Here is a 24,916-nt window from a genome sequence, read left to right as displayed (position 1 = left end):
GCTGGATGGTCTGGCTTTGCGGGCCGGTCCTTACTTGCGCACAGCGGGTTGTGCGGGGGCGGGCGGTACCACCCTGCGGGGCACCACGTTCCAGTACACCGCGTTGCCCGTGTATCCCCCAGCGCCCCAGGCCGCCGCAAAGGCTTCGTTCAGCCGCTCCAGTGCGTGGTAGTTCTTGAGGGGCTTGAGCGGCGGGCCACGCAGCGCCTCCGGCAGCCGGGGCGTGCTGTCTTCGTCGGTGGCAAAGCAGGCGACACCTTCGGTGCCTGGGCTGGCCGCATCCATGATGAAACCGGGGTTGGGGCTCATCCAGTCGGGGATGCGGATTGCCTGGTTGGCAGACACCCATCCTGTAGGGTGTGCCTGGTTGGGCAGCAGGCGTATGACGGTTCCGGTAGCGTCAGCCAGATAGCACTGCAGATAGGAGGCCCGTGACACGGTGGCGGACAGGAAGATCTGCTCGCCCACTTCGAAGGCTGTGCGCTCCAGCAGCACATTCTCGATCTGCAGGTTGATGGTGCGCTCGGGCGGTGTGGCGCCATACTTCACCGCACTTTGCGTGCTTGTCACCACATCGTCCAAAGCATCTGGCCCTGCCTGCCCTTCGGCGGCCTGTGCCACGGGCTCAGCATGGGTGCTGGCCCAGCCAATGCGGGCCAGCGTGCCCTGGGCCGACAGTCCCACAAAGTTACGCAGCGCGCGTTCGTAGGTGGGGAAGTCCACCACCCCTGTCACCACCATGCCGTTGTCGGCCTGAAAGCGCGCCAGCGCCCGGCGCAATAGAGGGCTGTTGTCGGGCAGCGGTGTAGCGCTGGGCGCCAGATACCCCTGGCTGGCGAGCGAGCGCGCCACCAGCTGCGTGCGCACTGCAGGCGAGCCCTCGTCAAACCAGTCACGCAGCTGCCGCTGGAAATCCGGGTGGTTTTGCTCCAGCGTCAGGCACTGCCAGTAAGGCACGCGGGCCCATTTGCCGACGAGCTCGATGGTGGCCAGATCCACCAGGGTCCGCACGGCGCCGCCCGATCCCTGGGTGTAGTCGCGCCCCACATTGAACTGGACTCCATAGGTGCCGATGCGCCCGGCCAGATCAACGCCTTGGCCGCCGTTGCCGATGATGACTTCGTTGGCCGAGTCGAGCCCGGGGATCAGCGTACGGGTGCGAAAGTCGCCCAGGTGCATCTCCAGCCCGATGATGGTGGCGTTGCGGCTCTGGCTGTAGCCCAGGTCGATCCGCGGTCCGGAAAGCCCCGTATCGAACCGGTTGTTGATGACGTTCTGGTCCACGTACGAGATCGATCCCGACAGGTACAGCGCGGGCCGCTGCAACTGCATCTGGTTGTTGTTGAGCAGGATCGTCGTGAGGTTCTGCACCGTGTCCTGGCGCGCAATGTCCACCTCGTAGTCGACGAAGCGGAACGCATTGCTCAGGCGCGACATCTGCGACAGCGCGGTGATCACCATGTCTTTGGTGGCCACGGTCACGCGGGTGGAGTAGTCGGGGATCTGCTTGCTGGTGATGAGCGTGGTCGGCAGCTGTGCGTCGCGCAGCAGGTGGTCCATGCACATCAGCGAATCGGAAAAGCTGGAGATGGAGCGGGTAGGGCGCACCACAGGCCGGTCGGTGATGGAGGCCAGGCTTTGGAACTCCTGGTCCTTGCGCGGGTCCCGGGGGGTGGCGCAGCCGCCAAGCACCAGCGCCAGCAGCACCGCCCACAGCGTTGCGTGGTGGGGACCCGCTTGGGTGTGCTTGTCGGCACGGGCCTGGCCGAGTGCGATGGGCGGCATGTTGTCTCTCCTCGCTGCAGGAACTGCAGGGCAGAACGGGTTACTTGCAGATGTTGACGAGATCGCCCCGCAGCACCACCACCTGGGGGGCTTGGTTTGGGCCATATTTGCCCGTGCCCGTTGCGGCGCCCGATACGGTGTTGCTGCCCACCTCCTGAACGCAGGTCTTTTGCATGCCTTGCGCGTTGGCGGTGGTGACGACGTCGTTGTTGGTCAGAACGCCGCCCGGGTCGTCGGAGAAAGCCTTGGCCTCATAGCGTGCAATGCGGGCGCGCAGCCACGACGGCATGGTGCTGGCGTTGTCCAGGCCTGTGGATGCCGCTGCCGCCCCTGTGGGCTGCATCTGGATGGTGAGCTTTTTGGTGAGGACGACCGGGTCTTCGCCGGGGGCCTGGGCCCACGCCGGGACCGCAAAAAGCACGGCTGCGAAGGCGGCTGCCCATGTCGCCCAGCGTGTAAAAAAACGTGTGCTCATGGAACACCTCCTGGAAAGGGGAAAGGACCGCACCCGGGCTGCCAATGCAGCCATGCCAGTGCGCTCCTTGGCAAACACGTCCGGGCAGCTGCGCGCGGCCCGGACCCAGGCCGCCATCGGCCGTTGTGTGCCGCAGTGGCGGCGCTCTCAGTGGGGCCAGCCAACAGTCTTGGTGGGCTGGCAGGTGAAGCAGGCATTGTTCGAGGCAATGTTCTGCACGGCCTTGCTGTTGCTGCCGCTGGACAGGTTATTGACCGACGAATTGATCATGGCGGTGAACTGGTTGGAATTGCCGCCGATGGTGACCTCGCCAACGTTGGAGGAGAGGTTCTGGCTGGCATAGGCTTCGCTGCCGCTGGCGGTGTTGGTCAGACTTCCGCCGAAACCGGTCACGGTCTGGACCGAGTTGCCGCTGATGGTGACGTTGCCTGTGTTGGAAGCGAGGTTCTGGAACGCTTCACTCTTTGCGCCTGTCGAGTTGTTGTTCACCGACACCGAAGTCAGGGACACAGACTGGGTGGAGTTCCCGGTGATGGTGATTTCCGGGCTGGAAGCTACGGGACCGGTGGCCAGGGCGGCAGAGGCAACGGCGCTGAGTGCAATGAAAGCAAGGGTTTTCATGACAGATCCTTCAAGGATGAACTTCGACACGTGCTGCAACCGCAGCGAATCTGCGATGCAGGGCTGGACAGGCTGTCTGGTCAGTGCCCGGAAGGGGGCGATGGCCGTGTGGCGCTGTCTGGTTTCAGTGTGTTCCTGGATGTGTCGGCCGCAAATACGCTGGGCGGGCTACCTCAATCGATGGAGCGACCCGCTTCTTGCGTTCACTTTGCTTCCTCTGCCATGGTCAAAGGTGCGCACTGCTGTGAATAGGAAAAAGCTGGGAACGAGCGCTGAATTTCAGGTAGTAACCATTTGTGAAGTTTGTGAAGTTCACAATTAGTTATAGATTTCAATCTTTTTTTGCCGCATCTTGATGTGCCGCAGCCCCTTGGGGTGGCGCGCGGAAAAAATGGAATTGAAAGCCGCGTCGGCTTTGGAGCCTCGTACAGAGATACAGCAGCGAAAACCGTCATTGAGTCGCAATGGACCAAGTCCGCAGGAGTTTCTAGTGATGAGCAACTGGCAGCCTGACAACTCTCCGAACCCGCCCGTGCCGGCGTTGGCCTGCTTACCCTTTGCAGATGCAATGCCAGCGCCGCAGTGGTCATCCGGGCAATTCGACACTTTTGACAGCCCGCCTTCTGTGTGGCCTGCCTTCCTCACGGGGCAAAAGGCCAGCCCGGTGCGGGTGCTTCTGGTGGATGACGACCCGCATATCCGCCTTGTCATCGCCCAGGAGTTGATGGCAGATCCCCGCACCCTGCTCGTTGCGCAGGCCGGCAGCGTGAGGGAAGGGCGCAGAGCGATCAAGCAGCATGATTTTGATGTGCTGCTGGTGGACCTCAATCTCGGCGATGGCGATGCCTTTGATTTGCTGGGGCTCCTCAAGTCGGCGCGGCCTTCTGCGCAGGCCGTGGTCATTTCGGTCATGGAAAACGACGAGCAGGTCATGCGCGCATTCGAACTGGGAGCTGCAGGCTACGTGGCCAAGAACTCGTGGTTTCGCAACTATTCGATGGCGGTGCTGCAGGTGGCCAACGGTGGCGCATCCATCACGCCTAACCTGGCCCGCAGGCTGCTGCAGCGTTTTGACCGCATCAACGGCGCCGAGACCAAGCGGCGACAACCCGACGAGGCAGAGCGCCTGTCTGAGCGCGAAAAAGAAATCCTGCGCATGGTGGCCAGCGGCTACACCAGCGCCGAAGTGGGCTCGCGCCTGCTGATTAGCGGCATGACAGTCAACACCCATCTGCGCAACATTTACCGCAAGCTGCAGGTGCGCACGCGCGCGCAAGCGGTGCGTTTTGCCTCGCTGCGGGGACTGTTTTAGCGAGCGTTCATTGGGGGGGAGCCGCTGTATATGTGCAGGTCCCGGAAAGGCAGATGCCCTTATGTTTCGCACCCGCCCACCATGGTTTGCCGTAGTTTGCGTTGGTATCTGGCTACTACAGATGGCATTGATTGCCGTGGCATTTCACTGGATCGGGTCCGTAAGTTCGTCAATGCAGCGGTGGTGGGAGCTGGCTGTGGTGGGCGCGACCATGGGGCTTGGTGCAATGCTGCTGGTGCAACTGCCCAGGGCCCTGCAGTGGCGCCCCCGGCTCAGCCCGCGGCCCAGTACGGAGGTCCTCGCCGAGCGGCGGCGCATCGCCAGGGATCTGCATGACAACCTGGGCGCCCAACTGGTCTGCGCCCTGGTCTTGCTGGAATCTTCGAAGCTCCGCGAGCCCGCGCTTCATGCGGCGCTGGAAAAGTGCCTGCTCGACCTGCGGTTGATCGTGGATTCCATGGACAGTGCGGACGCACCGCTGGCGGATCGCCTGGCGCAGCTGAGATACCGCATCTGTCCTGTGCTGGCGCAGCGCGGCATCCGCATGCTGTGGGATGTTGAAACGCCCCCATGTGCAGATTTTCCGCTCCCGGAGAGCACGACCCATCTCGTAGCCATTGTTCAGGAGGCCTTGAGCAATGCGCTGCAACATGCGAAGGGCACCGAGATCGAGGTGCGCGCGAGGAACCTCCCGGACACCGGGGCCTGGTGCATGGAAATCCGCGACAACGGCCGGGGTATGGAGCCGTCGGGGCCGCAAAGCACGGTGGCCACTGGCAAAGGAATGGCAGGGATGGCGCACAGGGCAACGCTGGCGGGTGGAGATTTGCAGGTGCTCCAGGGCGAGCACGGCGGCACCTGCATCCGGGTGGTGGTGCCCTGGGCACGCGCAACATGAAGCGCCACGCACCGTGGCATGCCTTGTTGCGATTGCTTTCAAGCTGATCGGCGGCGGGAGTGGACCAGCGGGCGCAAGTGGATAGGATGGCCTCGCTGCTGTCCTTCGCCCCACGCTGATTTCCCATGCCTGACCCAAGCCTGCCTCCATCCACTCCACCCTGGTGTGTGCGCCACCGCGCCGCAGCCCTCGTCACCCACGGCGGACGGGTGTTGCTGCACCAGCTGGACGGCGACAGCTTCTGGGCTCTGCCCGGCGGCGCGATCGAGCCTGGCGAGAGCGCGTGCGATGCCCTGGCGCGCGAGCTGCAAGAAGAGCTGGGGGCGGACAGGGGCACGTGCATCGCCGTGGGCTCCCTGGCCGTGGTGGCTGAGAATTTTTTTGCCTTTGGGGGCGTGTCGTACCACGAGATCGGGCTGTATCTGCGCGCCAGTCCTCTGCCCGGCAGCCCGTTGGCAGAGACTGATGGCCCCTATGACGGCGTGGAGGGAGCTCGCAGGCTGGTGTTTGCTTGGTTTTCTGCCGCCGAGCTGGCCGGCTTGGATATTCGGCCTGCCTTCCTGCGGGCATTCCTGGGCGACTTTTTGAAGCAGGAGCCCGCAGGCGTTCTACACATCGTGCACCGCGATACTCCCCCGCAAAAAACGGATGGAACGGCTGGTGCCCATCAACACACTGCCCTCACCACAGGATGACGACGATGACTCCCCAAAATTCTCATGCCCATCCAACCCGCTGGGTCCGGCTCACCGCACTGCTTTTGCTGGTCTCCCTGGCTGCCTGTGGTGGCGGCGGCTTGGCCGACGGACCCACCGCAGGTGCCGATGCGCCATCTCCGGCACCGGCCCCGGCGCCCGCACCGGGGGCATCCCCTGCACCGTCCGTGCCCGGTGCGCTGTCGCCCACTTACACCGGCGAAGGCACGTTCTACGGCGCCACGGGCGAGGGCAACTGCACTTTCGACGCGAGCCCCAGCAACCTCATGGTGGCGGCGATGAACGGCCCTGACTACGCGGGCAGTGCCGTCTGCGGCCAGTTCGTGGCGGTGACCGGGCCCAAGGGGGCCGTCACCGTGCGCATCACCGACCAGTGCCCCGAGTGCAAGACGGGCGACCTGGACCTGAGCGAGTCCGCATTCGCCCGCATTGCCGACCCCGTCGCAGGCCGTGTTCCCATCCGCTGGCATGTGGTGCCGGGTGATGTCACGGGCCCGGTGAGCTACCGCTACAAGGAGGGCAGCAGCCGCTGGTGGGTGGCCATCCAGGTGCGCAACCACCGCTTGCCCATCACCGGGCTGGAGATCAAGCCCAGCGGCAGCGCAGACTGGATTGCCGTGGCGCGGACCGACTACAACTACTTCGTCCACCCCAGCGCGATCGCCACAGGCCCGCTGCAGGTTCGCATCACCGCTCTGGGCGGCGCCACGTTGATCGACACGCTGCCAGAGCCCTCTGACGGAGTTGTGGTCGCGGGGGCCGGGCAGTTTCCGTGAGCGTCCTGTTTCGTCTCCATCTCGTCACCCTCTGACCCTCTGACCCTCTGACGCCAAGCCGTGAACCCTCTCGAACTTCAGTCCTATCTGCACCAGCACATCCCCTTGTCCCAGGCCATGGAAGTCACCGTGGTCGAGGCATCGCCGCACCAGGTGGTGCTGAGCGCGCCGCTGGCTCCCAACATCAACCACCGCGAGACGGTGTTTGGCGGTAGCGCGTCGGCCGTGGCCATCCTGGCTGCGTGGTCGATGTTGCACCTGCGGCTGTCGGCCGAGGGGCTGGGCAGCCGCCTGGTGATTCAGCGCAACACCATGGACTATCTGGCACCCATCGACGGCACCTTCACCGCCGTGGCCCAGGCTCCTGCGCCAGAGACCTGGCAGCCGTTCACCCGCATGCTGCAGCGCAAGGGGCTAGGGCGGATCGCGCAGGCTTCCGCGCTGCACTACCAGGGGCAGCCTGCGGGCCAGCTGGTGGGGGAGTTTGTGGCCTTTGGGCCGGGCTATTCATAGCCGTTGAGGTACAACACGCGATCCAACGACTTCACCGGAGCACAAAACATGGGATTGCTTGATGGCGTGATGGGTAACGCATCCAAGATTGATGCTGCCAAGATTCAGGAGGAATTCAGCCGCATCCTGGCCTCGGGGGAGGTGGTGGAGCATGCCTACCAGCTGATCCGCGACTATTTTGTGTTTACCAACAAGCGGTTGGTGCTGGTGGACAAGCAGGGCATGACGGGCAGCAAGGTCGAATACCACTCCCTCCCGTACAAGAGCATCACACACTTCAGCATCGAGACCGGTGGCACGTTCGATCTGGATGCAGAGCTCAAGATCTGGATCTCTGGCTCAGCAGCGCCGTTTCAAAAGCGGTTCAACAAGAAGCTCAGCATCTATGAGGTGCAGTCAGTGCTGGCCAGCTACGTGCTGAAGTGACGCGGTTTACCCAGTTTCATCCGGGCATTGCAGCAATGGGGGTCGCGTACCCTCAGCTCACTGGGCGAAGCGGTGGCCTGTCCTTTTGACACAGGCACCGGGGCTTTCGCCACACAGGAGTTCACAGCGATGTCCCCCCTTATCTCTGGCCTGGCTTCGGTCGCCTCCTTGATTTTCAACGCCACCGCCGGTGGCCCTGGCAAGTCGTCTGCGTCGCGGCGCAGCGGGGCCGATGTGGAACCCGAGCCGTCTGCCGTGCTCACCCTGAGCCCGCAGGCGGAGGCTCTGGCGGGCTTTGCAGGCAAAGGCATTTTGGTGTCGCAGGGCAAGTTGGAGAACACCCTCGGTGCGGTGGCACGCGGTAGCGCGGGGTCGGCCGCCAATGCAGCGTCGGCCGCATTGTCGGGCCGCCCAGTGTCCACTCAGGATTTTCAGGAACTGCTAACCCTTTTTGGCGCCGACGATGCGCAAAAGGCGCAACTGACGGCGGGCTTTGATGCGAACAAGGACGGCTCCATCACGCAGGATGAATTCTTGAAGGGCCTGGCCAAGACCAAGGGCGCCCAGGCGGGCAGCGACTTCTCGCAGGCCGTGATGCAGTTGATGGATCGCAGTGGCAATGCCGATGGCAGTGTGGCGGACAAGGAGTTTGCTGCGTTTTCGACCGCGTTTGCCGCGACGGGCGCCAAGCGGGCTGGGGTGGCGTAAGCGGCGGCTTCATCTGGGCGCGATACGCGATTCCGTTCACAAAAAAGCACAACGGCCCGAGAAGGGCCGTTGTGCTTTTTGCGGTGGCCGCTGCCCACTTTTCAGGGGCTGGCGGCATGTGCGCAGTGCGGTCAGAGGCCTATATCCGACCCATGAGCAGCAAGATCACCAGGATCAGCACCACCAGGCCAATCCCGCCGCTGGGTCCGTAGCCCCATGAGCGGCTGTGGCCCCAGGTGGGCAGCGCGCCGACCAGGATGAGGATCAGGACGATCAGGAGAATCAGCGAGAGTGACATGGCGGTTCCTTGTTGTGGGTTGCGGTGAATGCATTGTTGGGTGCATCCAGCGCGCTACCCGCAGGTGCCACGCCCGCACGGTGGTCAGGGTTTTCCGACACGCCGTGTGGGATGGAGGGCTGAGGTCGTGCTGATGGGAAACAATACAGTGCTATTGAAAATATAGCTGCTAGCGATTTATGGATAAGCGCTAGCAGCCAATTTTTATCAAATTAGTGCGCTCCAGCGGCATCTGCAGCACCTGCGCCCCCCGTTCTGGCGGGGCGGCGGGTCAGCCAGATCAGACCGATCAACAGCAGGAACAACCCGGCGGAGCCCAAGAAGATGTCGTTGGCCGCGCGTGTGAACGCCTGCTGGTCGATGAGCCGGTTGATCTGCGCCAGCGCCTGCATCTGCGTGAGGCCGGACGCGGTGAGGTTGTCCAGCGTCTGTGCAAACACGCCCTGGCCCTGCACCAGCCCTTCGGTCAGGTGCGCATGGTGCATGGCGGCGCGGCTCTCCCACAGCGTGGTGGCGATCGACGTGCCCATGGCACCGGCGGTGATGCGCACAAAGTTGGACAGGCCCGCAGCTGCCGGGATACGCTCTGGCGCGATACCCGCCAAGGTCAGGGTGGTCAGCGGGATGAAGAAGAACGCCATGGCCGCACCCTGCAGCAGCGTAGGGATCAGGATGTGGATGAAGTCCGTCTGCACCGTGAACTGCGAACGCATCCACAGCACCGTGCTGAACACGATGAACGCGCCCGTGGCCATGCGGCGCGGGTCCCACTGGCCCACTTTTTTGCCGACCAGCGGAGTGAGCAAAATGGCAAAGATGCCCACCGGCGCCAGCGCCATGCCGGCCGAAGTGGCGGTGTAGCCCATCCACTGCTGCAGCCACAGCGGCAGCAGCACCACGTTGCCAAAGAACAGCGCATAGGCCACCGACAGCGCCAGCGCACCAAAAGTGAAGTTGCGGCCCTTGAAGAGTTTCAGGTCCACCACCGGGTGCTTTTCGGTCAGCTCCCACACCAGGAATACGGCAAAGGCCACCACCGCGACGACGGCCATGGTGATGATCTCGCCGGAGGCGAACCAGTCGAGCTCCTTGCCCTTGTCGAGCATGAGCTGCAACGCACCGACCCACAGCACCAGCAGGGAGAGGCCCACCGTGTCGATGGGCAGCTTGCGGATGGGCGTCTCGCGCTGGCGGTAGATGCCCCAGGTCAGCAGCCCGGCCAGCAGGCCCACGGGCACGTTGATGTAGAAGATCCACGGCCAGGAGATGTTGTCGGTGATCCACCCGCCCAGCAGCGGCCCGACCACGGGTGCAACCAGCGTGGTCACGCCCCACAGTGCGAGGGCAGTGCCTGCCAGGGCCTTGGGGTAGCTGGCGAGCAGCAGCGTCTGGCTGAGCGGGATCATCGGCCCGGCCACCAGGCCCTGCAGCACGCGGAAGAACACCAGCATTTCCAGCGACGAGGCAAATCCGCACAGCCAGGAGGTCAGCACAAACAGCATTACGCTCATGGTGAACAGGCGCACCGCGCCAAAGCGCTGCGTGAGCCAGCCGGTGAGCGGCACCGAGATGGCATTGGCCACCCCAAAGCTGGTGATGACCCAGGTGCCCTGGCCGGGGCTCACACCCAGGTCACCGGCAATGGCAGGGATGGAGACGTTGGCGATGGACGAATCCAGCACGTTCATGAACGTGGCCAGCGACAGCGACAGCGTGCCCAGCAGCAGGGCCGTGCCTTGCAGTGGTGGGTAGGCGGCGGGGGCCGGTGGTTGCGCTGCTGCGGGCGCGGCCTTGGCGGGCGCCTGATCGGCTGCGTCTGCAGTGGGGTTGGCGGCGGTCATGCGCTATCCACCCCGTTTACTGCACCACAGGCGACTGCACTGCCGAGGCCACCGGGGCCGAGGCGTGTTGTTGCTGGCTTTGCGCTGGCGCCTTGCCCACCTTGGGCGATGCCACGGCTACGGCCGCCTTGCCGCTGCGGCCCAGGTTGGCGGCGATGATGTGGGCCACTTCGTCGTCGGCGGCCTTGAACTGCTCGTCGAAAACAGCGGTGGCGGCCACGGGCGTGGTGCGCTGTGTGTCGGCCAGCGTCTTGCCGCTCTGGTCGGCAGTGTCCACCTTGACTTCCATCGACAGGCCCACGCGCAGCGGGTGCTCGGCCACTTCCTTGGGGTCGAGCGCAATGCGCACGGGCACGCGCTGCACCACCTTGATCCAGTTGCCGGTGGCGTTCTGCGCGGGCAGCAGCGCAAAGGCGGCGCCGGTGCCTGCGCCCAGGCCCGTCACCGTGCCGTGGTAAGTGACCTTGGTGCCGTACACGTCGGCTTCCAGCTCGGCCGGCTGGCCGATGCGCAGGGTCTTGAGCTGGCTTTCCTTGAAGTTCGCGTCCACCCACAGGTCGTTCAGCGGCACCAGCGTCATCAGCGGGGCGCCTGCCTGCACACGCTGGCCCACCTGCACGCCGCGCTTGGCCACGTGGCCGTCCAACGGGGCGACCAGCTGGGCGCGCTGCACGGCCAGGTAGGCCTCGCGTACGCGGGCCGAGGCACGCGCAACGTTGGGGTGCTGCTCGATGGAGGTGCCTTCAGTCTGCGTCTGGCTGGCGGCCAGTTGCTCTTGCGCGGCCAGCACGGCCGATTGGGCGGCGGCCACGGTGCTCTTGGCAGCGGCCAGCTGGGCAGTGGCGTGCTGGAACTCTTCCTTGCCCACGGCACCGCTGGCCATCAGCGGTGCGCGGCGGTTCACGTCGTCCTGCATGCGAGCGGCATCGGCCTGGGCGCGGGCCAGGTCGGCGCTGCGCAGGCTGACCTGCGCCTTCAGCGTGGCGTTGTTGGCGTACAGGGTGCGCACTTCGCGCACGGTCTGGGCGAGCTGGGCCTCGGCCTGCTCCAGCGCCACGCGGGCGTCGGCAGGGTCCAGCTTGACCAGCAGTTGCCCGGCTTTCACGTAGTCGGTGTCGTCCGCGCCGATGGACACCACGGTGCCGCCAATTTGCGGCGTGATCTGCACCACGTTGCCCGCCACGTAGGCGTTGTCGGTGGTCTCCACGTGGCGACCGTTGGCCCAGTGCCAGCCGCCCCAGCCGATGGCCACCAGCGCGACGGCGGCGGCAATGAGGGTGAGGCCCCGGCGGCGGGCGGTGTTGGCTTCGTTGGCGGTGAGGGGTTCGCTGTTAGCGGTCATGGCGGTGGTCTTTCAGGAATGTGTTGTTATGTGGTTTTGATCGGGTCGGGCCTTGCCAGCTACTTACGCAACGGGCGCGGCCGAGGCCAGTGCACCCGTGGAACTGGCTTTGCCAGGCCACTGGGTGCGTTCCCCTCCCGCGAAGCGAGAGAGGGGGAAGACGCGAAGCGGCTCAGGGGGTGTTTCATACCGCTGTGTCATCTGTCCAGCCGCCGCCCAGGGCCTTCATCAGCACCAGGCGGGTGTCGAGCTGGCGGGCGCGCAGGTCCACGGCCAGGCGGCGCTGGGCCAGCACCTGGCTTTCGGTGCTCAGCACCACCAGGTAGTTGCCCAGGCCCGCGCGGTAGCGCTCCTGCGCAAAGCGGTAGGCTTTTTCAGCACTGGCCACGGCTTCGTCTTGCAGGGCCTGCTGGCGGGTAAGCGACTGGATGGAGGCCATCGCGTCACCGGCTTCCTTCACTGCATCCAGCACGGCGCCGTTGTACTGCGCGATGGCCGCGTCCAGCTCGGCAGCGCGGCCGCCCAGCTGTGCGCGCAGGCGGCCGCCGTCAAAGATCGGCAGGCGCAGCGCAGGCGTCACACCCATCTGGCGCGAGCTGCCGTTGAACAAGCGGTCCAGCCCCAGCGAGTTCAGGCCAATGAACGCGCCGATGTTGATGTTGGGATAGAACTCGCTGCGTGCGCTGTTCACGCCTTGCGTCGCAGCCTCCACGCGCCAGCGCGCGGCCACCACGTCGGGGCGGCGGCCCAGCAGGTCGGCGCCCAGCACCTCGGGCACGGCGGTGGGTTGCAGTGCGGCGAGTTGCGGCGTGACCGTGGGCAGCGCGTCGGGCGCCTGGCCGGTCAGCACGGCCAGTTGGCGGCGGCCCAGGGTGATCTGCTCTTCGAGCGCTTCGATCTGGGTGCGGGCATCGGGCACGGCGGCCTGGGCCTGTGTCAGCTCGACCTGGCTGTCCAGGCCTGCAGAGGTGCGCTCCTGGGTGAGTTTGCGTTGCTCCTCGCGCTGGGCCAGGGCCCGCACTGCAACATCGCGCTGCGCCACCAGCCGGGCCAGCGCCACATAGCTGCGGCCCACCTGGGCGGCCAGGGTGTTGGCGGCGGCAGCTGCATCGGCCTGGGCGGCGCGGGCCTGGCCCAGTGCGGCCTGCAGCTCGGCAGCGTGCTGGCCAAAGAAGTCGGGCGACCAGCTCAGCGTGGCCTGCACGGTGCCGCTGTTGTAGGTGTTGCCAGCAACGGGAGCAGGCACCAGGCCGTTGGCGGTGTAGCGCTGGCGGGTAGCGTCCACGCCCAGGGTGGCTTGCGGGCCGTTGGCGGCCTCGCGCACCTGGCTCAGCGCCACGGCTTGCTCCAGCCGCGCGCGGCTGACGGCCAGGCTGGGGTTGCCTTGCAGGGCTTGGTCGATCAGGGTGTTGAGCTGCTCGTCACCCAGCGCTTTCCACCACTGGCTGGGGGCGGCGGTGTCGGTGGCTGCGGCGTTCAGGCCCGCGGCCGAAGGGGTGGTTTGCGCCAGCGGTGTGTGGGCCGGGCCGGGGCTGGCGCAGCCCACCAGCAGGAGGGCGGCGGCCAGCGCCAGGGCCGATACCGCGAAATGGGCCGCCAGGGCCGAGCGGGTGGAGGGCAGGGGGGAGAGGGTGTTCACGGGGTTCTCCAGAATGGTTTTGGGGTGTTGTGTGGAGGAAAACGGTGTGGGCTGTCTGTGTGTTCAGTCGGCGTCTGCGCCGCGCTGCTGGCGCAGCGCTTCGCCATTGGCCAGCATGCGGCGCAGCAGGCGCAGCAGCAGTTGCCATTCGTCATGGGTGAAGTCGCTCAGGTGGCCGTTGAGCACGTCGGCCAGCACAGGCGGAACTTGGGCAGCCACCTTGTCGCCCTCGGGGGTGAGCGCCAGTTGCACCACGCGGCGGTCGGTGGTGGAGCGCTCGCGCGCCACCAGGCCCTTGGCCTCCAGGCGGTCCAGTGCGCGGGTCATGGAGGCCGGGTCGGTCTCCAGGTCCCGCGCCAGGCTGGCCACGGTGGTGGTGGGGCAGCGCGAGATCTTGAACAGCGGCAGCCACTGGGCGTAGGTCAGGTCGTGGGCGGACAGCTGCGCATCGGCCTGGGTGCGGATGGACGTCATCACCTTGCGCATCAGGTAGCCCACGCTGTTCTCGGGCTGAAGCTGGTGGGGGCTGTAGAAGCCCGGGCCGGGCTGCGACGGCGAGGAGGTGTTGGAAGTCATGGAGGGGGAATTTAATTGACTAGACAATGATTGTCTTGGCAAATAGATAACACCCGCGATGTACTCAGGGTTTTTACGGGGTCATGGTTGCTATCAAAGAAATAGCTACGGATGAATACAGACGTGCGCAGGGCCCCAATTTGGCATTGAGCCGGCGGCGCAGCAGGTGAGAGTGGGCCGCCCGCGCAGGCCCGTGCAGCGCGTGGACGGATCGGCTATTGACCGGTCAGGCGCTGCGCCCAGGCGGGCAGCGGCTGGGCCAAGGGCGTGACCTGGGCGGGGGAGCACACGGCCACCAACTGCGGCCCGGTGCCGGTGGCCTCGGCAGCGTCATACAGATAGGACACATCGGCCTGCCGAACGGCCTGGGCCAGGTTGTCCATGGTGCGGGGGTAGCGGGCCAGGATGCGTTCGGGCGGCACCGGGTGCCCACCTTCGCGCACGCGCTGCGCCACGCGGGTCAGCAGCTGGGCTGGGTCGTCCAGCGCCACGATGTACAGGGCCACGGTGTAGCCGCAGCGCTGGGCTTCTTCGATGAGCTCCAGTTTGGAAGGGTGCGAAAACACGGTTTCGCTGGCGAAATCGGTGCCCTCGCGCAACAAGGCGGCACGGCGCCCGTCGGCCCATTGGCGCGCCGATTCAGACCGGGCTTCGGGGTCGGCTATGTGCTTAAGGTGCGCCTGTTCATACAGGTCGGCGTTCACAAACTCCAGCGGCGGGCCAAGGATGCCTTCGCGCACCAGGGCGCGGTACAGCGTGGATTTGCCCGCCCCGTTCGGGCCTGCCAGCAGGTGGAACCAGCGGGGTGGCGTATTGTGGCGGGACGGCGGGGAGGGCTGCCGGGCGGGGGCCACCATGCAAGGTCAGGCAATAGGGGTGGCTGCCTTGGCCTGGTTCTCCAGCACCACTTCACGCACCCGCTGCGCGAGCGTGCCGCGCGTTTGGGCTGCCAGCAGGCGGGCGGTAAGGGCGTCCACCGACGTGGGGGCCGCCAGGGTGGCGGTGCGCGCCGCAGCAGCTTCGTACTGCTCGATGGCGCTGCGGGCTTCCTGCACGCTCAGGCCCGTGTGTTCCACGATCTGGCCCAGCGTGGCCCAGTATTCGATCTGGCTGGCCACCGAGCGGCGCATGGGCTGCGCGGCCTGGCGGGCCTGCTCCACCAGGTGGGCGGGGAGCTTGACGGAAGAAAAGGCAGTGGCGGACATGGCGATCTCCTGATTGGCGCATTTTGCGCCAATCAGGGTGTGAAAGCAAAGTGCTCTGCCGGCCTCACTCTCTCCGTGTAAGGGTATAGGGCGATACCATGCGCGCTCAAACCTTCATTCACCCGCTGATTCAGCCTGCAGACTGCCCTATGACCGAATCTCCCTTGCTCGCATCCGCCCCTTCCGCCATCTCACCGCTGCGTTTTGCTGTGATGGGCGCGGGCGCCGTAGGCTGCTACTTTGGCGCCTTGCTGGCCCGGGCGGGCCATGCCGTCACGCTTATCGGGCGGCCGGCCCATGTGCTGGCGATACGGGACAACGGCTTGCGGCTGCAGGCGGCGGAAATGGACGTGCAAGTGCCCCTGGCGGCCAGCACCGAGGCCAGCGCAGTGCACGGCGCGGACGTGGTGCTGTTCTGCGTGAAGTCGTCCGATTCGGAAGACGCTGCACAGCAGATTCGCCCCCATCTGGCCCCTGGCGCACTGGTGCTGACCTTGCAGAACGGCGTGGACAACGACGAACGCGTGCGCGCCGTGCTGGACGCCAGCACCCCTGTGGCCGCCGCCGTGGTGTACGTGGCCACCGCCATGGGCGGCCCCGGGCACGTGGTGCACCATGGCCGGGGCGAGCTGGTGATTGCACCTTCGCCACGCAGCGACGAGGTGGCCCGCCAGCTCACAGCGGCGGGTATTCCCACCCAGGTGTCAGACAACGTGCGCGGTGCGCTCTGGGCCAAGCTGGTGCTCAACAGTGCCTACAACGCGCTCTCGGCCCTGTCGCAGCAGCCCTACGGCCCGCTGGTGCAGGTGCCGGGCGTGACGCAGGTGATTGCCGACATCGTGGCCGAATGCCTCGCGGTGGCGGCGGCTGACGGGGTGACGATTCCAGGCGATGTGCAGGCGGCCGTGCGCGGCATTGCCAGCACCATGCCCGGGCAGTATTCGTCCACCGCGCAGGACCTGGCGCGGGGCAAACCCACCGAGATCGACCACCTGAACGGCTACGTCGTGAAGCGTGGCGCGGCACTGGGAGTGCCAACGCCGCTGAACCACGCGCTGCAGGTGCTGGTCAAGTTGGCCGAGATCAAGCGCACTGCTGGCTGAACCGGGGGGCCGTCAGACCAGGGCCGCCTCTTCCAGCAGCCGCTCGCGCACTTCCTGCGCCGCCTGCACCATGTGGCGCAGGGCGGCTTCGGTCTCGGGCCAGCCCCGGGTCTTGAGGCCGCAGTCGGGGTTTACCCACAGGTGCTCCACGGGCACCACCTCGGCGGCTTTTTCCAGCAGTGCGGCCATCTCCTGCACTCCGGGCACACGGGGCGAGTGGATGTCGTACACGCCGGGGCCGATCTCGTTGGGGTACTTGAAGTCCCCAAAGCCCTGCAGCAGCTCCATGTCCGAGCGGCTCGTCTCAATCGTGATCACATCCGCATCCATGGCCGCGATGGCGGGCAGGATGTCGTTGAACTCGCTGTAGCACATGTGCGTGTGGATCTGCGTATCTTTGCGCACGCCGCTGGCGCTGATGCGGAAGGCGCGCGTGGCGCGCTCCAGATAGCTCTTCCACCCCGCGCGGCGCAGCGGCAGCCCTTCACGGATGGCGGGCTCGTCGATCTGGATGATGGCGATGCCGGCGGCTTCCAGGTCGCACACCTCGTCGCGGATCGCCCAGGCGATCTGGTCGGCCGTGGTGGCGCGGGGCTGGTCGTCGCGCACAAAGCTCCATTGCAGGATGGTGATGGGGCCGGTGAGCATGCCTTTCATGGGTTTGGCGGTGAGGCTCTGCGCGTACTGCGTCCACGCCACGGTCATGGGCGCAGGGCGAGCCACGTCGCCGTAGATGATGGGCGGCTTCACGCAGCGCGAGCCATAGCTCTGCACCCAGCCGTTGGCGGTGAAGGCAAAGCCGTCGAGCTGCTCGCCGAAGTATTCGACCATGTCGTTGCGTTCGGCTTCGCCGTGTACCAGCACGTCCAGCCCCAAGGCTTCCTGCTTGCGCACAGCCAGGGCAATTTCAGCTTCCATCTTCTGTTGGTAGTGGGCCGCATCCAGTGCCCCGCGCTTGAAGGCGGCGCGTGCGGCGCGGATCTCCGCCGTCTGCGGGAACGAGCCAATCGTGGTGGTGGGCAACAGCGGCAGCTTGAGCCGTGCGCGCTGGGCCTTTTGCCGGGCAGGGAAGGCGCTGGCGCGCTGGTCGGCCCCTGGCGCGGCCGCGGCAATGCGGGCCGCCACGGTGGCGCGGTGCACGCGTGGGCTGGCGCGGCGGGCGGCCAGGGCGGTGCGGGCGGCGTGCAGTTCGTCGTCTGCCGCCGCTTCGCCTTGCGACAAGGCGGTGGCAAGCACGCGCAGCTCATCGAGTTTTTCCACCGCAAACGCCAGCCAGGATTTCACTTCGGCGTCCAACTGCGTTTCGGCCTCTAAGCTGAACGGCACATGCAGCAGAGAGCACGACGGTGCCAGCCACAACTCGCCCTGGTGCTTGTCGGCCACGGGCTGCAGCTTTTGCAGCGCCGCATCCAGGTCGGTGCGCCAGATGTTGCGGCCGTCCACGATGCCCACCGACAGCACTTTGTGCGAGGGCAACCAGTCGGCCACGCCCACCAGTTCGTCAGGGGCGCGCACGGCGTCCACATGCAAGCCGGCCACGGGCAACTGGCAAGCCAGGCGCAGGTTCTCGGCCAGGGGCGAGAAGTAGGTGGCCAGCAGCAGCTTGGGCGCGCTGCGCGCCAGTTGCCAGTAGCTGGGCTCGAAGGCATGGCGCCACACGTCGGGCAGGTCCAGGCCCAGGATGGGTTCGTCGATCTGCACCCATTCCACGCCCTGGGCCTTCAGGCGTGCCAGCACGGCTTCGTACACGGGCAGCAGGGACTCCAGCAGGCTGAATCGGTCGAAGCCCGCCGTTTTGGATTTGCCCAGCCACAAGAAGCTCAGCGGCCCCAGCAGCACGGCCTTGACGCGGTGGCCCAGTGCTTGGGCCTCGGCCACTTCGGCAAACAGGCGCTCACTGGCCAGGTGGAACTGGGTGTGGGCGCTGAACTCGGGCACGAGGTAGTGGTAGTTGGTGTCGAACCACTTGGTCATCTCCAGTGCGGGCTGGCCTGCGGTGTGGTGCTTGGCGGTGCAACCGGCGCTGCAGCCTGCGTGGTCAGGTGTGGTGTGGGCCGACACGCCCCGTGCCATTGCAAAGTAGCGGGCCAGCTCGGGCGTGTGGGCATCAAAGCCAAAACGTGCAGGCTCGCAGCCCAGCAGTTGGATGTGGTTGGCCACATGGTCGTACAGAGCAAAGTCGCCCACGGTCACACTACCCAGGCCTGCATCGGCCTGCGCTTGCCAGTGTTGCTGGCGCAGCTGGGCGGCGGTGGCCTGCAGCTCGGCCTCGGTGCTGTCACCGCGCCAGAAGGATTCGAGCGCGAATTTCAGCGCGCGCTGCGCCCCCATGCGCGGAAAGCCCAGGGTGTGCGTGAGCACGGGGCGGCGGGTGGTTGGAGCGGCGAGCGACATGGTGATTTCCTTCTTCTGAATGGAGCAATGCAATGAAAGCACCGATGGTCGCGCGGGCTCGTTTATTATTCAAACGAAAGTTTTAGTTGATCAACTTGAAAATTAATAATGAACCAGTCGATTCTGGAAGTGCGCCACCTGCGCACCCTGGTGGCCCTGCGCGACAGCGGCAGCCTGGTACGGGCCGCGCAGTTGCTCAACCTCACGCAGTCGGCGCTGTCGCACCAGATCAAGCTGCTGGAAGACCGCTACGGCCAGCCGCTGTTTGAGCGCAAATCGGTGCCACCGCAGTTCACCGCCGTGGGCGAACGCCTGCTGGCGCTGGCCGATGCCATGCTGCCGCAGGTGGAAGGGGCCGAGCGCGACATTGCCCGCCTGGTGCTGGGGCAGGGTGGGCAGATGCGCATTGCGGTGGAATGCCACACCTGCTTTGACTGGCTGATGCCCGCCATGGACGCGTTTCGCACCCGCTGGCCCGAGGTGGAGCTGGACATCGTGAGCGGCTTTCATGCCGACCCTGTGGGCCTGCTGCACCAGGGCCGGGCCGATGTGGCCATCGTGTCGGAGGTGGATGCCGACGAGGTGGGCGTGGACTACCACGCGCTGTTCGCCTTTGAGATTCGCGCGTTGCTGGCCAACACGCACCCGTTGGTCGCCAAGCCGCACCTGGTGGCGCAGGACTTTGCCGACCAGACCATCATCACCTACCCCGTGCCCGACGAAATGCTGGACCTGATCCGCCAGGTGCTGGAGCCCGCCGGCGTGCGCCCCCCGCGCCGCACCACCGAGCTGACGGTGGCCATGCTGCAGCTGGTGGCCAGCGGGCGCGGCGTGGCGGCGCTGCCGCTGTGGGCGGTGCAGAGTTATCTGGACCGGGGGTATGTGACGGCGCGGCCCATTGCGGCAGGACCTGGCGAAAAAGGCCTGCGCGGCGAGTTGCACGCCGCCTGCCTGCCCAGCCTGTCGGCCAAGCCGTATCTGCAGGACTTTGTGCAGGTGACGCGGGAGACGAGCTTTGTGACGCTCAAGGGCGTGGAGTTGTTGTGACAGGATCGGGCGCGTACTTGTCGCCCACTTCTTCGCGCAGCGGGTGGGTGTCGTAGACGATGTTCATGTCGCGGATGTGGGTGCTGCCAGCGTCGAACGTGAACACATCCGCGCAGGTGAACGTCACTTCGCGCCCATCGTTCAAAGTCCAGTCGTAGCGGAAGTAGGCAGCAAGCCGCACGGCGCCGCCGTTGTCTGGTTGGGCGGATTCGAACAGATCCAGCACGGTGATCACGCTGCCGCTGGAGGCCTGGGCGAGCTTCTTGAAAAAGTCGCTGGCGCGCATGGTGCCCAGAAAGGGCGAGTGCACCACGCCATCGTCTTCAAAACAGGCAATCAACCCGTCGGTGTGGCTGGCGTGCAGGTGGGCGAGGTAGGTGCGGACGGTGTCGAGTGGCGTGGTCATGGGCAGGAGCGTGGTGAAGAAAGAAGCCCAGAGCTTCGCCGCGCCCGGCGGCTGCGGCAAGAGACAATGGCGCCTCATACATAAAAGCTGCTTATGTATCTGCGCTACCTGCATTACCTCCAATCCGTCATCGACCAGGGCTCGTTTGCGCGCGCGGCGCAGGCCTGTGGGGTGTCGCAGCCCGCCATCAGCCAGGGCATGAAGGCGCTGCAGGCGCAGTTCGACGCGCCGCTGCTGGTGCGCGACGGGCGCCGTTATGTGCCCACCGACCTGGCCCGGCGTGTGGTGGCCGAAGGCGCGCCGCTGGCCCAGCGCATCGACGCCTTGCCGCAGGCCCGCCGGGCCGCTGTGGACCGCAATCGGTTGCGCGTGGGGCTCACGGCCTCCGCCGCGCTGGTCTGTGGGCCGCTGCTTTACGAGGCCTGGTGCCTGCCGCAGCCCCAGCGTTCACTGGAGATGACCACCGCCGACGAGGGGAGCCTGCTGACGGGCCTGCTGCATGGCAGCTTCGATGCCGTGATTGCGCCCCGGCCGCGCCAGTTTGCCCACCCGGATGTGCTGCAGTGGCGCTTGTACGAGCTGCAGCCGCAAATTTATGCACGGCGCCGCCACCCGCTGGCGCAGGCCCGGTCACTGGCCGATTTGCAAGGCGCCGCCTGGGGCTGTGTGGGCCCGAGCGTGAGCGGCCCGGTGGACGTGCTGACCGAGGCGCACCGCGTGCGGCGCATGCCCGCGCCGCGCATGGCTGTGCGCTGCCCGGACTTTGCCAGCCTGCTGAACCTGGTGGTGGGCTCTGACCTGCTGGCCGTGCTGCCACACCCCGCGCTGCTGGGGGCTGCGGCAGAGCAGGTGGTGCCGCTGCAACTGGCCGAGGCACTGCCGCTGTATGGCATGTGGCTGTTCGAGCGCAAGGCGCGCAAGCCCCGCCTGGGGCCGGAGGTGTTTGCGGGGCGGGTGTGAGGCAGGGGCGCCCGGGGGTGGAGCTTGATGCTATTTATTTGGTAGCTAAAAAGGCATGATGGACGCGCGCAAACAGTCTAAAAAGCTTGAAAAACCAACGGTCAGCCAGCCACCGTGCCTGGCACCGGCACCCGCACGGCACCCGAGGTATAGAACGCATGCAGGTTCTCCAGCACCAGGTCCGCCATCGCACGGCGGGTTTCGTGCGTGGCACTGGCGGTGTGGGGGGTGAGCACCACGTTGTCCAGCGCCATCAGGGCGGCGGGCACATGGGGTTCGTTGTCGAACACGTCCAGGCCCGCACCGGCGATGCGGCGCTCGGCCAGGGCGTCGATGAGCGCCGCCTCATCCACCACGCTGCCACGCGCCACGTTGATGAGGTAGCCCTGCGGGCCCAAGGCATCGAGCACATCGCGGTTGACCAGGTGGCGCGTGCCCGCGCCGCCCGCCACCGTCAGCACCAGGTAGTCGGCCCATTGCGCGAGGGTGGTCAGCGACTCGAAGTAGTGTTGCGCGCAGCCCTCGGCCGGGCGGCGGTTGTGGTAGCCCACCTCCATGCGGAAGCCCGCCGCGCGCTCGGCCACGGCCTGGCCGATGCGGCCCATGCCAACGATGCCCAGGCGCTTGCCCGACACCCGCGTGCCCAGCGCAAACCGTGCCTTGGGCCATTGGCCCTGGCGCACAAACCGGTCGCTGGCGGCAATGCCGCGCGACACGTCCAGCATCAGCGCAAACGCCATGTCGGCCACACAGTCGTTGAGCACGCCGGGCGTGTAGCCCACCTGCACGCCGCGGGCAGTGGCGGCGCCGATGTCGAGCGCGTCAAAGCCCACGCCAAAGCTGCTGATGACCTGCAGATGGGGTAGGGCGGCGATCACCTCTCCCGTGAGCCCGATGGACGCCGTGGTGACCACGCCCGAAAACTCAGCGCCATGCGCCGCCAGAAAGCCCTGCGGGTCGGCCTGGTCGGCCAGGCAGGCCACGCTGTAGCGCGCGGCCAGTTCGGTTTCGAGGGCGGGCAAGGGCAGGCGGCCGATTTGCAGGAGGCGGGGCTGGGAGGTAGCTGTCATGGGGCTGTGAAGGGTTTCGGGGGGCGCCGGAATAAAAACAAAGGGCCGCGCGTGGCGGCCCTGCGGGCTACATCATGCCGCTACACGCACGGCCTGGCGGGCCAGCAGCTTCCACTGGCCGCATTGCTGTTGCCACACGCCCAGGATCTTGATCTGCACCTTGCCGGGCTTGCCCGAGTCGTTGGTGTCGGCCGTGAGGGTGTGGCGCACGATGGCAGAGTTGCCCACCACCTTGATGGTCTGGTCGGTGATGGCGATGGTTACGAAGTCCGACTTGCCCGCCACCAGATCGCCAATGAAGCTGTCCTTGGTGTCCACGCGGCCGCCCGAGTGGCCATAGCTCAGGTCGTCGGCCACGAGGGCAGTCAGCGCAGCGGGCGTGGGGTCGATCATGGCCAAGCGCAGGCGTTCGGCAGCGGCGGCCACAGCCTGCTCGGAAGCGGCCGGTGCAGGGGTCGCCGCGGCGGTGGTCGCGTGGCTGGCGCAGCCGCTCAGCGTGACAAGGGCCAGGGCGCTGGCTGCGGCGAGGATGAGGGTCTTGAGCATGTTGTCTGTCTCCTGATGGTGTTGTGTGTTGGCGTGCCGCGTTGGCACCACACGCCCGTGCACGGCCAGGCGCGTGGTGTGTGGAATCGCTGAAAAAAGGGCCTGGAAAACCAGGCCCTTGGAGGCATCCGTCAGGCCACACTTACTGCGGGCCGAGCTTGTCGATCAGCGCCTTGAGCTCTTCCATCTCGCTGGGCTTCAAGTCCGTCAGCGGCGCGCGCACCGGCCCGCCGTCGTGGCCCACGATGCGGGCACCTGCCTTGATGATGGAGACGCCATAGCCTTCCACGCGGTTGCGGATGGCCAGGTAGGGCATGAAGAAGGATTTGAGCAAGCGGTGCTGGGTGGCCGTGTCGTCACTGGCCACGGCCTTGTAGAACTCCATCGCCGTGCGGGGGATGAAGTTGAACACCGCCGACGAATACACCGGTGTGCCCAGCGCCTTGTAGGCCGCCGCATACACCTCGGCCGTGGGCAGACCGCCAAGGTACGAAAAGCGATCGCCCATCTTCATGTAGATGGAGGACATCACCTCGATGTTGCCCACGCCGTCCTTGAAGCCCACCAGGTTCGGGCAGCGGTCGGCCAGGATGGCCAGGGACTCGGCCGTGAGTTTGGTGCGGTCGCGGTTGTAGACGATCACGCCGAACTTCACGCTCTTGCAGACCTGCTCCACATGGGCGATCAGGCCTTCCTGTCCAGCTTCGGTCAGGTAGTGGGGCAAGAGCAGGATGCCGTGCGCACCCAGGCGCTCGGCCTCTTGCGCATGGGCAATGGCCGTGCGGGTGGGGCCACCGGCACCGGCAATGATGGGCACCTTGCCACGGCAGGTATCCACTGCGGTCTTGATGACCTGGCCGTACTCGGGGCCCGAGAGCGAGAAATACTCGCCCGTGCCACCGGCGGCAAACAGCGCGCTGGCGCCGTAGGGGGCCAGCCATTCCAGGCGCTCGATATAGGTCTTGGGGCGGAATTCGCCCTGCTCGTCAAAGTCCGTGATCGGGAACGACAGCAGGCCGGAGCCCATGATGGTTTTGAGTTCTTGGGGAGTCATGTCAGTGCGGGGCGGTAGTTGGAAATGGGAAGGCGAGGGAGGAGGTGTGAGTGAATACCGCATGTCCGAGCAGACTGCCAAAACGCGGCCGGTCTAGGCGCAAAGCGCAGCCATAGCGCGGGCTATGGCGAGCATTTGCAACGACGAGCGGGCGTGTTGTGACGGGATGAGCGGGCATGAGAGGTTCGCTGACACCTTCTTAGTCGAGCTTGATGTTGGCGGCCTTCACCACTGTGGCCCAGCGGGCGCGCTCCTTGGCGAAGAACTGGTCTTGTTCGGCAGGGGTCATGGTGACCACCTCGGCGCCCTGGCCGGCCAGGCGCGAACGGATCTCGGGCGCGCGAATGGCGGTGATCAGCGCCTTGTTGAGCTTCTGCACGACGGCTTCCGGCGTGCCACGCGGCACCAGAATGCCTTGCCATGTGCCGGATTCGAAACCGGGCACGCCCTGCTCTGCAATGGTGGGCACGTCGCCGATCAGCGGCATGCGCGTGGCCTTGGAGACGCCCAGCACCTTGAGCTTGCCGTTTTGCACGTGGGGCAGGGTGGCGAGCATGCCGTTCATCAGGATCTGCGTCTGCCCGGCCACGGTGTCCTGGATGGCGGTGACGCCGCCCTTGTAGGGGATGTATTGCCAGCGCGCACCGGCGGCGCGTTCCAGTGCCACACCAGCGACATGGGGGGCGCTGCCGGTGGCGGTGACGGCGAAGTTCAGGTCGTTCTTCTTCGAGTACGCCACCAGCTCCTTGAGGTTGCTGACCGGCACCGAGGGATGCACCACCAGCAGGTGGGGCGAGTAGGCCAGCATGGTCACGCCACGCAGGTCCTTGGAGGGGTCGAACGACAGCTTGGTATAGACCGAAGGGCTGATGGCCAGCGCGCCCACGTCACACAGCAGCATGGTGTAGCCATCGGGCTCGGCCTTGGCCACAAAGTCGGCGCCCAGGTTGCCGTTGGCGCCGGGTTTGTTCTCCACGATGACCGACTGCTTGAGCGCCTCGGACATCGCCTGGCTGATAGAACGGGCAATGATGTCCGAGCTGCCGCCGGGCGGGTAGGGCACCACGATGCGCAGGGTTTTTGCAGGCCAGTCAGCGCTTTGTGCGGTGGCGGAGGCCGCTGCCAGGGTGGCGATGCAGGCGAGAAGGGCGGCTCTACGGCGCAGGGTCATGGAATGTCTCCTGAGTGATGTTGTTAGTCATCGT

General features: G+C 66.0%; 26 protein-coding genes. 10 read left to right on the top strand and 16 right to left on the bottom strand.

The window, feature by feature from the left end; translation table 11 throughout:
* Positions 1-30: 30 nt before the first annotated feature.
* The 3 genes from AC2YJX_RS02240 to AC2YJX_RS02230 all read right to left on the bottom strand — a co-directional run bounded on the left by AC2YJX_RS02240 (position 31) and on the right by AC2YJX_RS02230 (position 2,881).
* Positions 31-1,785, bottom strand: coding sequence for a DUF4384 domain-containing protein (locus tag AC2YJX_RS02240; RefSeq protein WP_487255168.1), 1,755 nt, complete (start codon positions 1,783-1,785; stop codon positions 31-33).
* A 40-nt stretch (positions 1,786-1,825) separates the two neighbouring features.
* A complete protein-coding gene (locus tag AC2YJX_RS02235; protein WP_487255167.1) occupies positions 1,826-2,260 on the bottom strand; it encodes a hypothetical protein in 435 nt (144 codons plus the stop codon).
* 147 nt (positions 2,261-2,407) lie between these two features.
* Positions 2,408-2,881, bottom strand: coding sequence for a hypothetical protein (locus AC2YJX_RS02230; protein WP_431149364.1), 474 nt, complete (start codon positions 2,879-2,881; stop codon positions 2,408-2,410).
* Between the two features lie 568 nt (positions 2,882-3,449).
* Between AC2YJX_RS02230 and AC2YJX_RS02225 the strand changes: the two genes are divergently transcribed.
* The 7 genes from AC2YJX_RS02225 to AC2YJX_RS02195 all read left to right on the top strand — a co-directional run bounded on the left by AC2YJX_RS02225 (position 3,450) and on the right by AC2YJX_RS02195 (position 8,230).
* A complete protein-coding gene (locus AC2YJX_RS02225) occupies positions 3,450-4,193 on the top strand; it encodes a LuxR C-terminal-related transcriptional regulator (RefSeq protein ID WP_487255413.1) in 744 nt (247 codons plus the stop codon).
* A 121-nt stretch (positions 4,194-4,314) separates the two neighbouring features.
* On the top strand, positions 4,315-5,091 hold the full coding sequence (locus AC2YJX_RS02220; protein WP_487255166.1) for a sensor histidine kinase: 777 nt from the start codon (positions 4,315-4,317) through the stop codon (positions 5,089-5,091).
* Between the two features lie 125 nt (positions 5,092-5,216).
* Entirely contained in the window at positions 5,217-5,786 is a 570-nt protein-coding gene (locus tag AC2YJX_RS02215; RefSeq protein ID WP_487255165.1) for an NUDIX hydrolase, read from the top strand.
* A 5-nt stretch (positions 5,787-5,791) separates the two neighbouring features.
* Positions 5,792-6,583 carry an expansin EXLX1 family cellulose-binding protein gene (locus AC2YJX_RS02210; protein ID WP_487255164.1) on the top strand — a complete coding sequence of 264 codons (792 nt, stop codon included), beginning with the start codon at positions 5,792-5,794 and terminating at the stop codon, positions 6,581-6,583.
* Between the two features lie 60 nt (positions 6,584-6,643).
* Positions 6,644-7,096 carry a YiiD C-terminal domain-containing protein gene (locus tag AC2YJX_RS02205; RefSeq protein ID WP_055397783.1) on the top strand — a complete coding sequence of 151 codons (453 nt, stop codon included), beginning with the start codon at positions 6,644-6,646 and terminating at the stop codon, positions 7,094-7,096.
* 48 nt (positions 7,097-7,144) lie between these two features.
* Positions 7,145-7,522 carry a PH domain-containing protein gene (locus tag AC2YJX_RS02200; protein WP_487255163.1) on the top strand — a complete coding sequence of 126 codons (378 nt, stop codon included), beginning with the start codon at positions 7,145-7,147 and terminating at the stop codon, positions 7,520-7,522.
* A 129-nt stretch (positions 7,523-7,651) separates the two neighbouring features.
* A complete protein-coding gene (locus AC2YJX_RS02195) occupies positions 7,652-8,230 on the top strand; it encodes an EF-hand domain-containing protein (protein WP_218301172.1) in 579 nt (192 codons plus the stop codon).
* A gap of 139 nt (positions 8,231-8,369) precedes the next feature.
* Here AC2YJX_RS02195 and AC2YJX_RS02190 read toward each other — a convergent pair whose 3' ends face one another.
* The 7 genes from AC2YJX_RS02190 to AC2YJX_RS02160 form a co-directional block, all read right to left on the bottom strand.
* A complete protein-coding gene (locus AC2YJX_RS02190) occupies positions 8,370-8,528 on the bottom strand; it encodes a DUF3309 family protein (protein WP_007856361.1) in 159 nt (52 codons plus the stop codon).
* A 212-nt stretch (positions 8,529-8,740) separates the two neighbouring features.
* Positions 8,741-10,369 (bottom strand): DHA2 family efflux MFS transporter permease subunit, encoded by a 1,629-nt coding sequence (locus AC2YJX_RS02185; RefSeq protein ID WP_228895520.1) that lies wholly within the window; start codon positions 10,367-10,369, stop codon positions 8,741-8,743.
* 16 nt (positions 10,370-10,385) lie between these two features.
* Complete coding sequence (locus AC2YJX_RS02180) at positions 10,386-11,711, bottom strand: EmrA/EmrK family multidrug efflux transporter periplasmic adaptor subunit (RefSeq protein WP_487255162.1); 1,326 nt, start codon at positions 11,709-11,711, stop codon at positions 10,386-10,388.
* A 184-nt stretch (positions 11,712-11,895) separates the two neighbouring features.
* Entirely contained in the window at positions 11,896-13,350 is a 1,455-nt protein-coding gene (locus tag AC2YJX_RS02175) for an efflux transporter outer membrane subunit (protein ID WP_487255161.1), read from the bottom strand.
* Between the two features lie 63 nt (positions 13,351-13,413).
* Complete coding sequence (locus tag AC2YJX_RS02170) at positions 13,414-13,926, bottom strand: MarR family winged helix-turn-helix transcriptional regulator (protein ID WP_487255160.1); 513 nt, start codon at positions 13,924-13,926, stop codon at positions 13,414-13,416.
* A gap of 215 nt (positions 13,927-14,141) precedes the next feature.
* Positions 14,142-14,783, bottom strand: a complete 642-nt coding sequence (locus tag AC2YJX_RS02165) for an ATPase (protein ID WP_487255159.1) — start codon at positions 14,781-14,783, stop codon at positions 14,142-14,144.
* Positions 14,784-14,789: 6 nt separating this feature from the next.
* Positions 14,790-15,131, bottom strand: a complete 342-nt coding sequence (locus AC2YJX_RS02160; RefSeq protein WP_252661391.1) for a ParD-like family protein — start codon at positions 15,129-15,131, stop codon at positions 14,790-14,792.
* Positions 15,132-15,280: 149 nt separating this feature from the next.
* Between AC2YJX_RS02160 and AC2YJX_RS02155 the strand changes: the two genes are divergently transcribed.
* Complete coding sequence (locus AC2YJX_RS02155; RefSeq protein WP_487255158.1) at positions 15,281-16,234, top strand: ketopantoate reductase family protein; 954 nt, start codon at positions 15,281-15,283, stop codon at positions 16,232-16,234.
* 12 nt (positions 16,235-16,246) lie between these two features.
* On the opposite strand, the gene metE is transcribed toward AC2YJX_RS02155, so the two are convergent.
* Entirely contained in the window at positions 16,247-18,628 is a 2,382-nt protein-coding gene (metE, locus tag AC2YJX_RS02150) for a 5-methyltetrahydropteroyltriglutamate--homocysteine S-methyltransferase (protein WP_487255157.1), read from the bottom strand.
* A 108-nt stretch (positions 18,629-18,736) separates the two neighbouring features.
* Between metE and AC2YJX_RS02145 the strand changes: the two genes are divergently transcribed.
* Entirely contained in the window at positions 18,737-19,675 is a 939-nt protein-coding gene (locus AC2YJX_RS02145) for a LysR family transcriptional regulator (protein WP_487255156.1), read from the top strand.
* Here the strand turns inward: AC2YJX_RS02145 and AC2YJX_RS02140 are convergent.
* The gene (locus tag AC2YJX_RS02140) at positions 19,653-20,081 is read right to left on the bottom strand and encodes a nuclear transport factor 2 family protein (protein ID WP_487255155.1); all 429 of its coding nucleotides are present in this window, start codon (positions 20,079-20,081) and stop codon (positions 19,653-19,655) included. The two genes, AC2YJX_RS02145 and AC2YJX_RS02140, sit on opposite strands and share 23 nt — an antisense overlap.
* A gap of 93 nt (positions 20,082-20,174) precedes the next feature.
* On the opposite strand from AC2YJX_RS02140, the gene AC2YJX_RS02135 reads away from it, so the two are divergent.
* Entirely contained in the window at positions 20,175-21,041 is an 867-nt protein-coding gene (locus AC2YJX_RS02135) for a LysR family transcriptional regulator (RefSeq protein WP_487255154.1), read from the top strand.
* A gap of 101 nt (positions 21,042-21,142) precedes the next feature.
* On the opposite strand, the gene AC2YJX_RS02130 is transcribed toward AC2YJX_RS02135, so the two are convergent.
* The 4 genes from AC2YJX_RS02130 to AC2YJX_RS02115 form a co-directional block, all read right to left on the bottom strand.
* Positions 21,143-22,111 (bottom strand): 2-hydroxyacid dehydrogenase, encoded by a 969-nt coding sequence (locus AC2YJX_RS02130; protein ID WP_487255153.1) that lies wholly within the window; start codon positions 22,109-22,111, stop codon positions 21,143-21,145.
* Between the two features lie 72 nt (positions 22,112-22,183).
* A complete protein-coding gene (locus tag AC2YJX_RS02125; RefSeq protein WP_487255152.1) occupies positions 22,184-22,657 on the bottom strand; it encodes a nuclear transport factor 2 family protein in 474 nt (157 codons plus the stop codon).
* 142 nt (positions 22,658-22,799) lie between these two features.
* Positions 22,800-23,711 (bottom strand): 5-dehydro-4-deoxyglucarate dehydratase, encoded by a 912-nt coding sequence (gene kdgD, locus AC2YJX_RS02120; RefSeq protein ID WP_121506278.1) that lies wholly within the window; start codon positions 23,709-23,711, stop codon positions 22,800-22,802.
* A gap of 199 nt (positions 23,712-23,910) precedes the next feature.
* On the bottom strand, positions 23,911-24,882 hold the full coding sequence (locus AC2YJX_RS02115; RefSeq protein ID WP_121506279.1) for a Bug family tripartite tricarboxylate transporter substrate binding protein: 972 nt from the start codon (positions 24,880-24,882) through the stop codon (positions 23,911-23,913).
* Between the last annotated feature and the right edge of the window lie 34 nt (positions 24,883-24,916).

Source organism: Acidovorax sp. SRI_002, from assembly GCF_057586455.1.
This window is presented reverse-complemented; position numbering and strand designations above follow the sequence as displayed.

Bases quoted from the DNA above. Each gene is read 5' to 3' on its own strand.
- AC2YJX_RS02185 (WP_228895520.1), bottom strand. From the start codon at position 10,369: ATGACCGCCGCCAACCCCACTGCAGACGCAGCCGATCAGGCGCCCGCC.
- AC2YJX_RS02140 (WP_487255155.1), bottom strand. From the start codon at position 20,081: ATGACCACGCCACTCGACACCGTCCGCACCTACCTCGCCCACCTGCAC.
- AC2YJX_RS02160 (WP_252661391.1), bottom strand. From the start codon at position 15,131: ATGTCCGCCACTGCCTTTTCTTCCGTCAAGCTCCCCGCCCACCTGGTG.
- AC2YJX_RS02125 (WP_487255152.1), bottom strand. From the start codon at position 22,657: ATGCTCAAGACCCTCATCCTCGCCGCAGCCAGCGCCCTGGCCCTTGTC.
- AC2YJX_RS02215 (WP_487255165.1), top strand. From the start codon at position 5,217: ATGCCTGACCCAAGCCTGCCTCCATCCACTCCACCCTGGTGTGTGCGC.
- AC2YJX_RS02230 (WP_431149364.1), bottom strand. From the start codon at position 2,881: ATGAAAACCCTTGCTTTCATTGCACTCAGCGCCGTTGCCTCTGCCGCC.
- AC2YJX_RS02180 (WP_487255162.1), bottom strand. From the start codon at position 11,711: ATGACCGCTAACAGCGAACCCCTCACCGCCAACGAAGCCAACACCGCC.
- AC2YJX_RS02190 (WP_007856361.1), bottom strand. From the start codon at position 8,528: ATGTCACTCTCGCTGATTCTCCTGATCGTCCTGATCCTCATCCTGGTC.
- AC2YJX_RS02235 (WP_487255167.1), bottom strand. From the start codon at position 2,260: ATGAGCACACGTTTTTTTACACGCTGGGCGACATGGGCAGCCGCCTTC.
- AC2YJX_RS02220 (WP_487255166.1), top strand. From the start codon at position 4,315: ATGGCATTGATTGCCGTGGCATTTCACTGGATCGGGTCCGTAAGTTCG.
- AC2YJX_RS02155 (WP_487255158.1), top strand. From the start codon at position 15,281: ATGACCGAATCTCCCTTGCTCGCATCCGCCCCTTCCGCCATCTCACCG.
- AC2YJX_RS02115 (WP_121506279.1), bottom strand. From the start codon at position 24,882: ATGACCCTGCGCCGTAGAGCCGCCCTTCTCGCCTGCATCGCCACCCTG.
- AC2YJX_RS02130 (WP_487255153.1), bottom strand. From the start codon at position 22,111: ATGACAGCTACCTCCCAGCCCCGCCTCCTGCAAATCGGCCGCCTGCCC.
- AC2YJX_RS02200 (WP_487255163.1), top strand. From the start codon at position 7,145: ATGGGATTGCTTGATGGCGTGATGGGTAACGCATCCAAGATTGATGCT.
- kdgD (WP_121506278.1), bottom strand. From the start codon at position 23,711: ATGACTCCCCAAGAACTCAAAACCATCATGGGCTCCGGCCTGCTGTCG.
- AC2YJX_RS02135 (WP_487255154.1), top strand. From the start codon at position 20,175: ATGTATCTGCGCTACCTGCATTACCTCCAATCCGTCATCGACCAGGGC.
- AC2YJX_RS02225 (WP_487255413.1), top strand. From the start codon at position 3,450: ATGCCAGCGCCGCAGTGGTCATCCGGGCAATTCGACACTTTTGACAGC.
- AC2YJX_RS02165 (WP_487255159.1), bottom strand. From the start codon at position 14,783: ATGGTGGCCCCCGCCCGGCAGCCCTCCCCGCCGTCCCGCCACAATACG.
- metE (WP_487255157.1), bottom strand. From the start codon at position 18,628: ATGTCGCTCGCCGCTCCAACCACCCGCCGCCCCGTGCTCACGCACACC.
- AC2YJX_RS02240 (WP_487255168.1), bottom strand. From the start codon at position 1,785: ATGCCGCCCATCGCACTCGGCCAGGCCCGTGCCGACAAGCACACCCAA.
- AC2YJX_RS02145 (WP_487255156.1), top strand. From the start codon at position 18,737: ATGAACCAGTCGATTCTGGAAGTGCGCCACCTGCGCACCCTGGTGGCC.
- AC2YJX_RS02210 (WP_487255164.1), top strand. From the start codon at position 5,792: ATGACTCCCCAAAATTCTCATGCCCATCCAACCCGCTGGGTCCGGCTC.
- AC2YJX_RS02170 (WP_487255160.1), bottom strand. From the start codon at position 13,926: ATGACTTCCAACACCTCCTCGCCGTCGCAGCCCGGCCCGGGCTTCTAC.
- AC2YJX_RS02195 (WP_218301172.1), top strand. From the start codon at position 7,652: ATGTCCCCCCTTATCTCTGGCCTGGCTTCGGTCGCCTCCTTGATTTTC.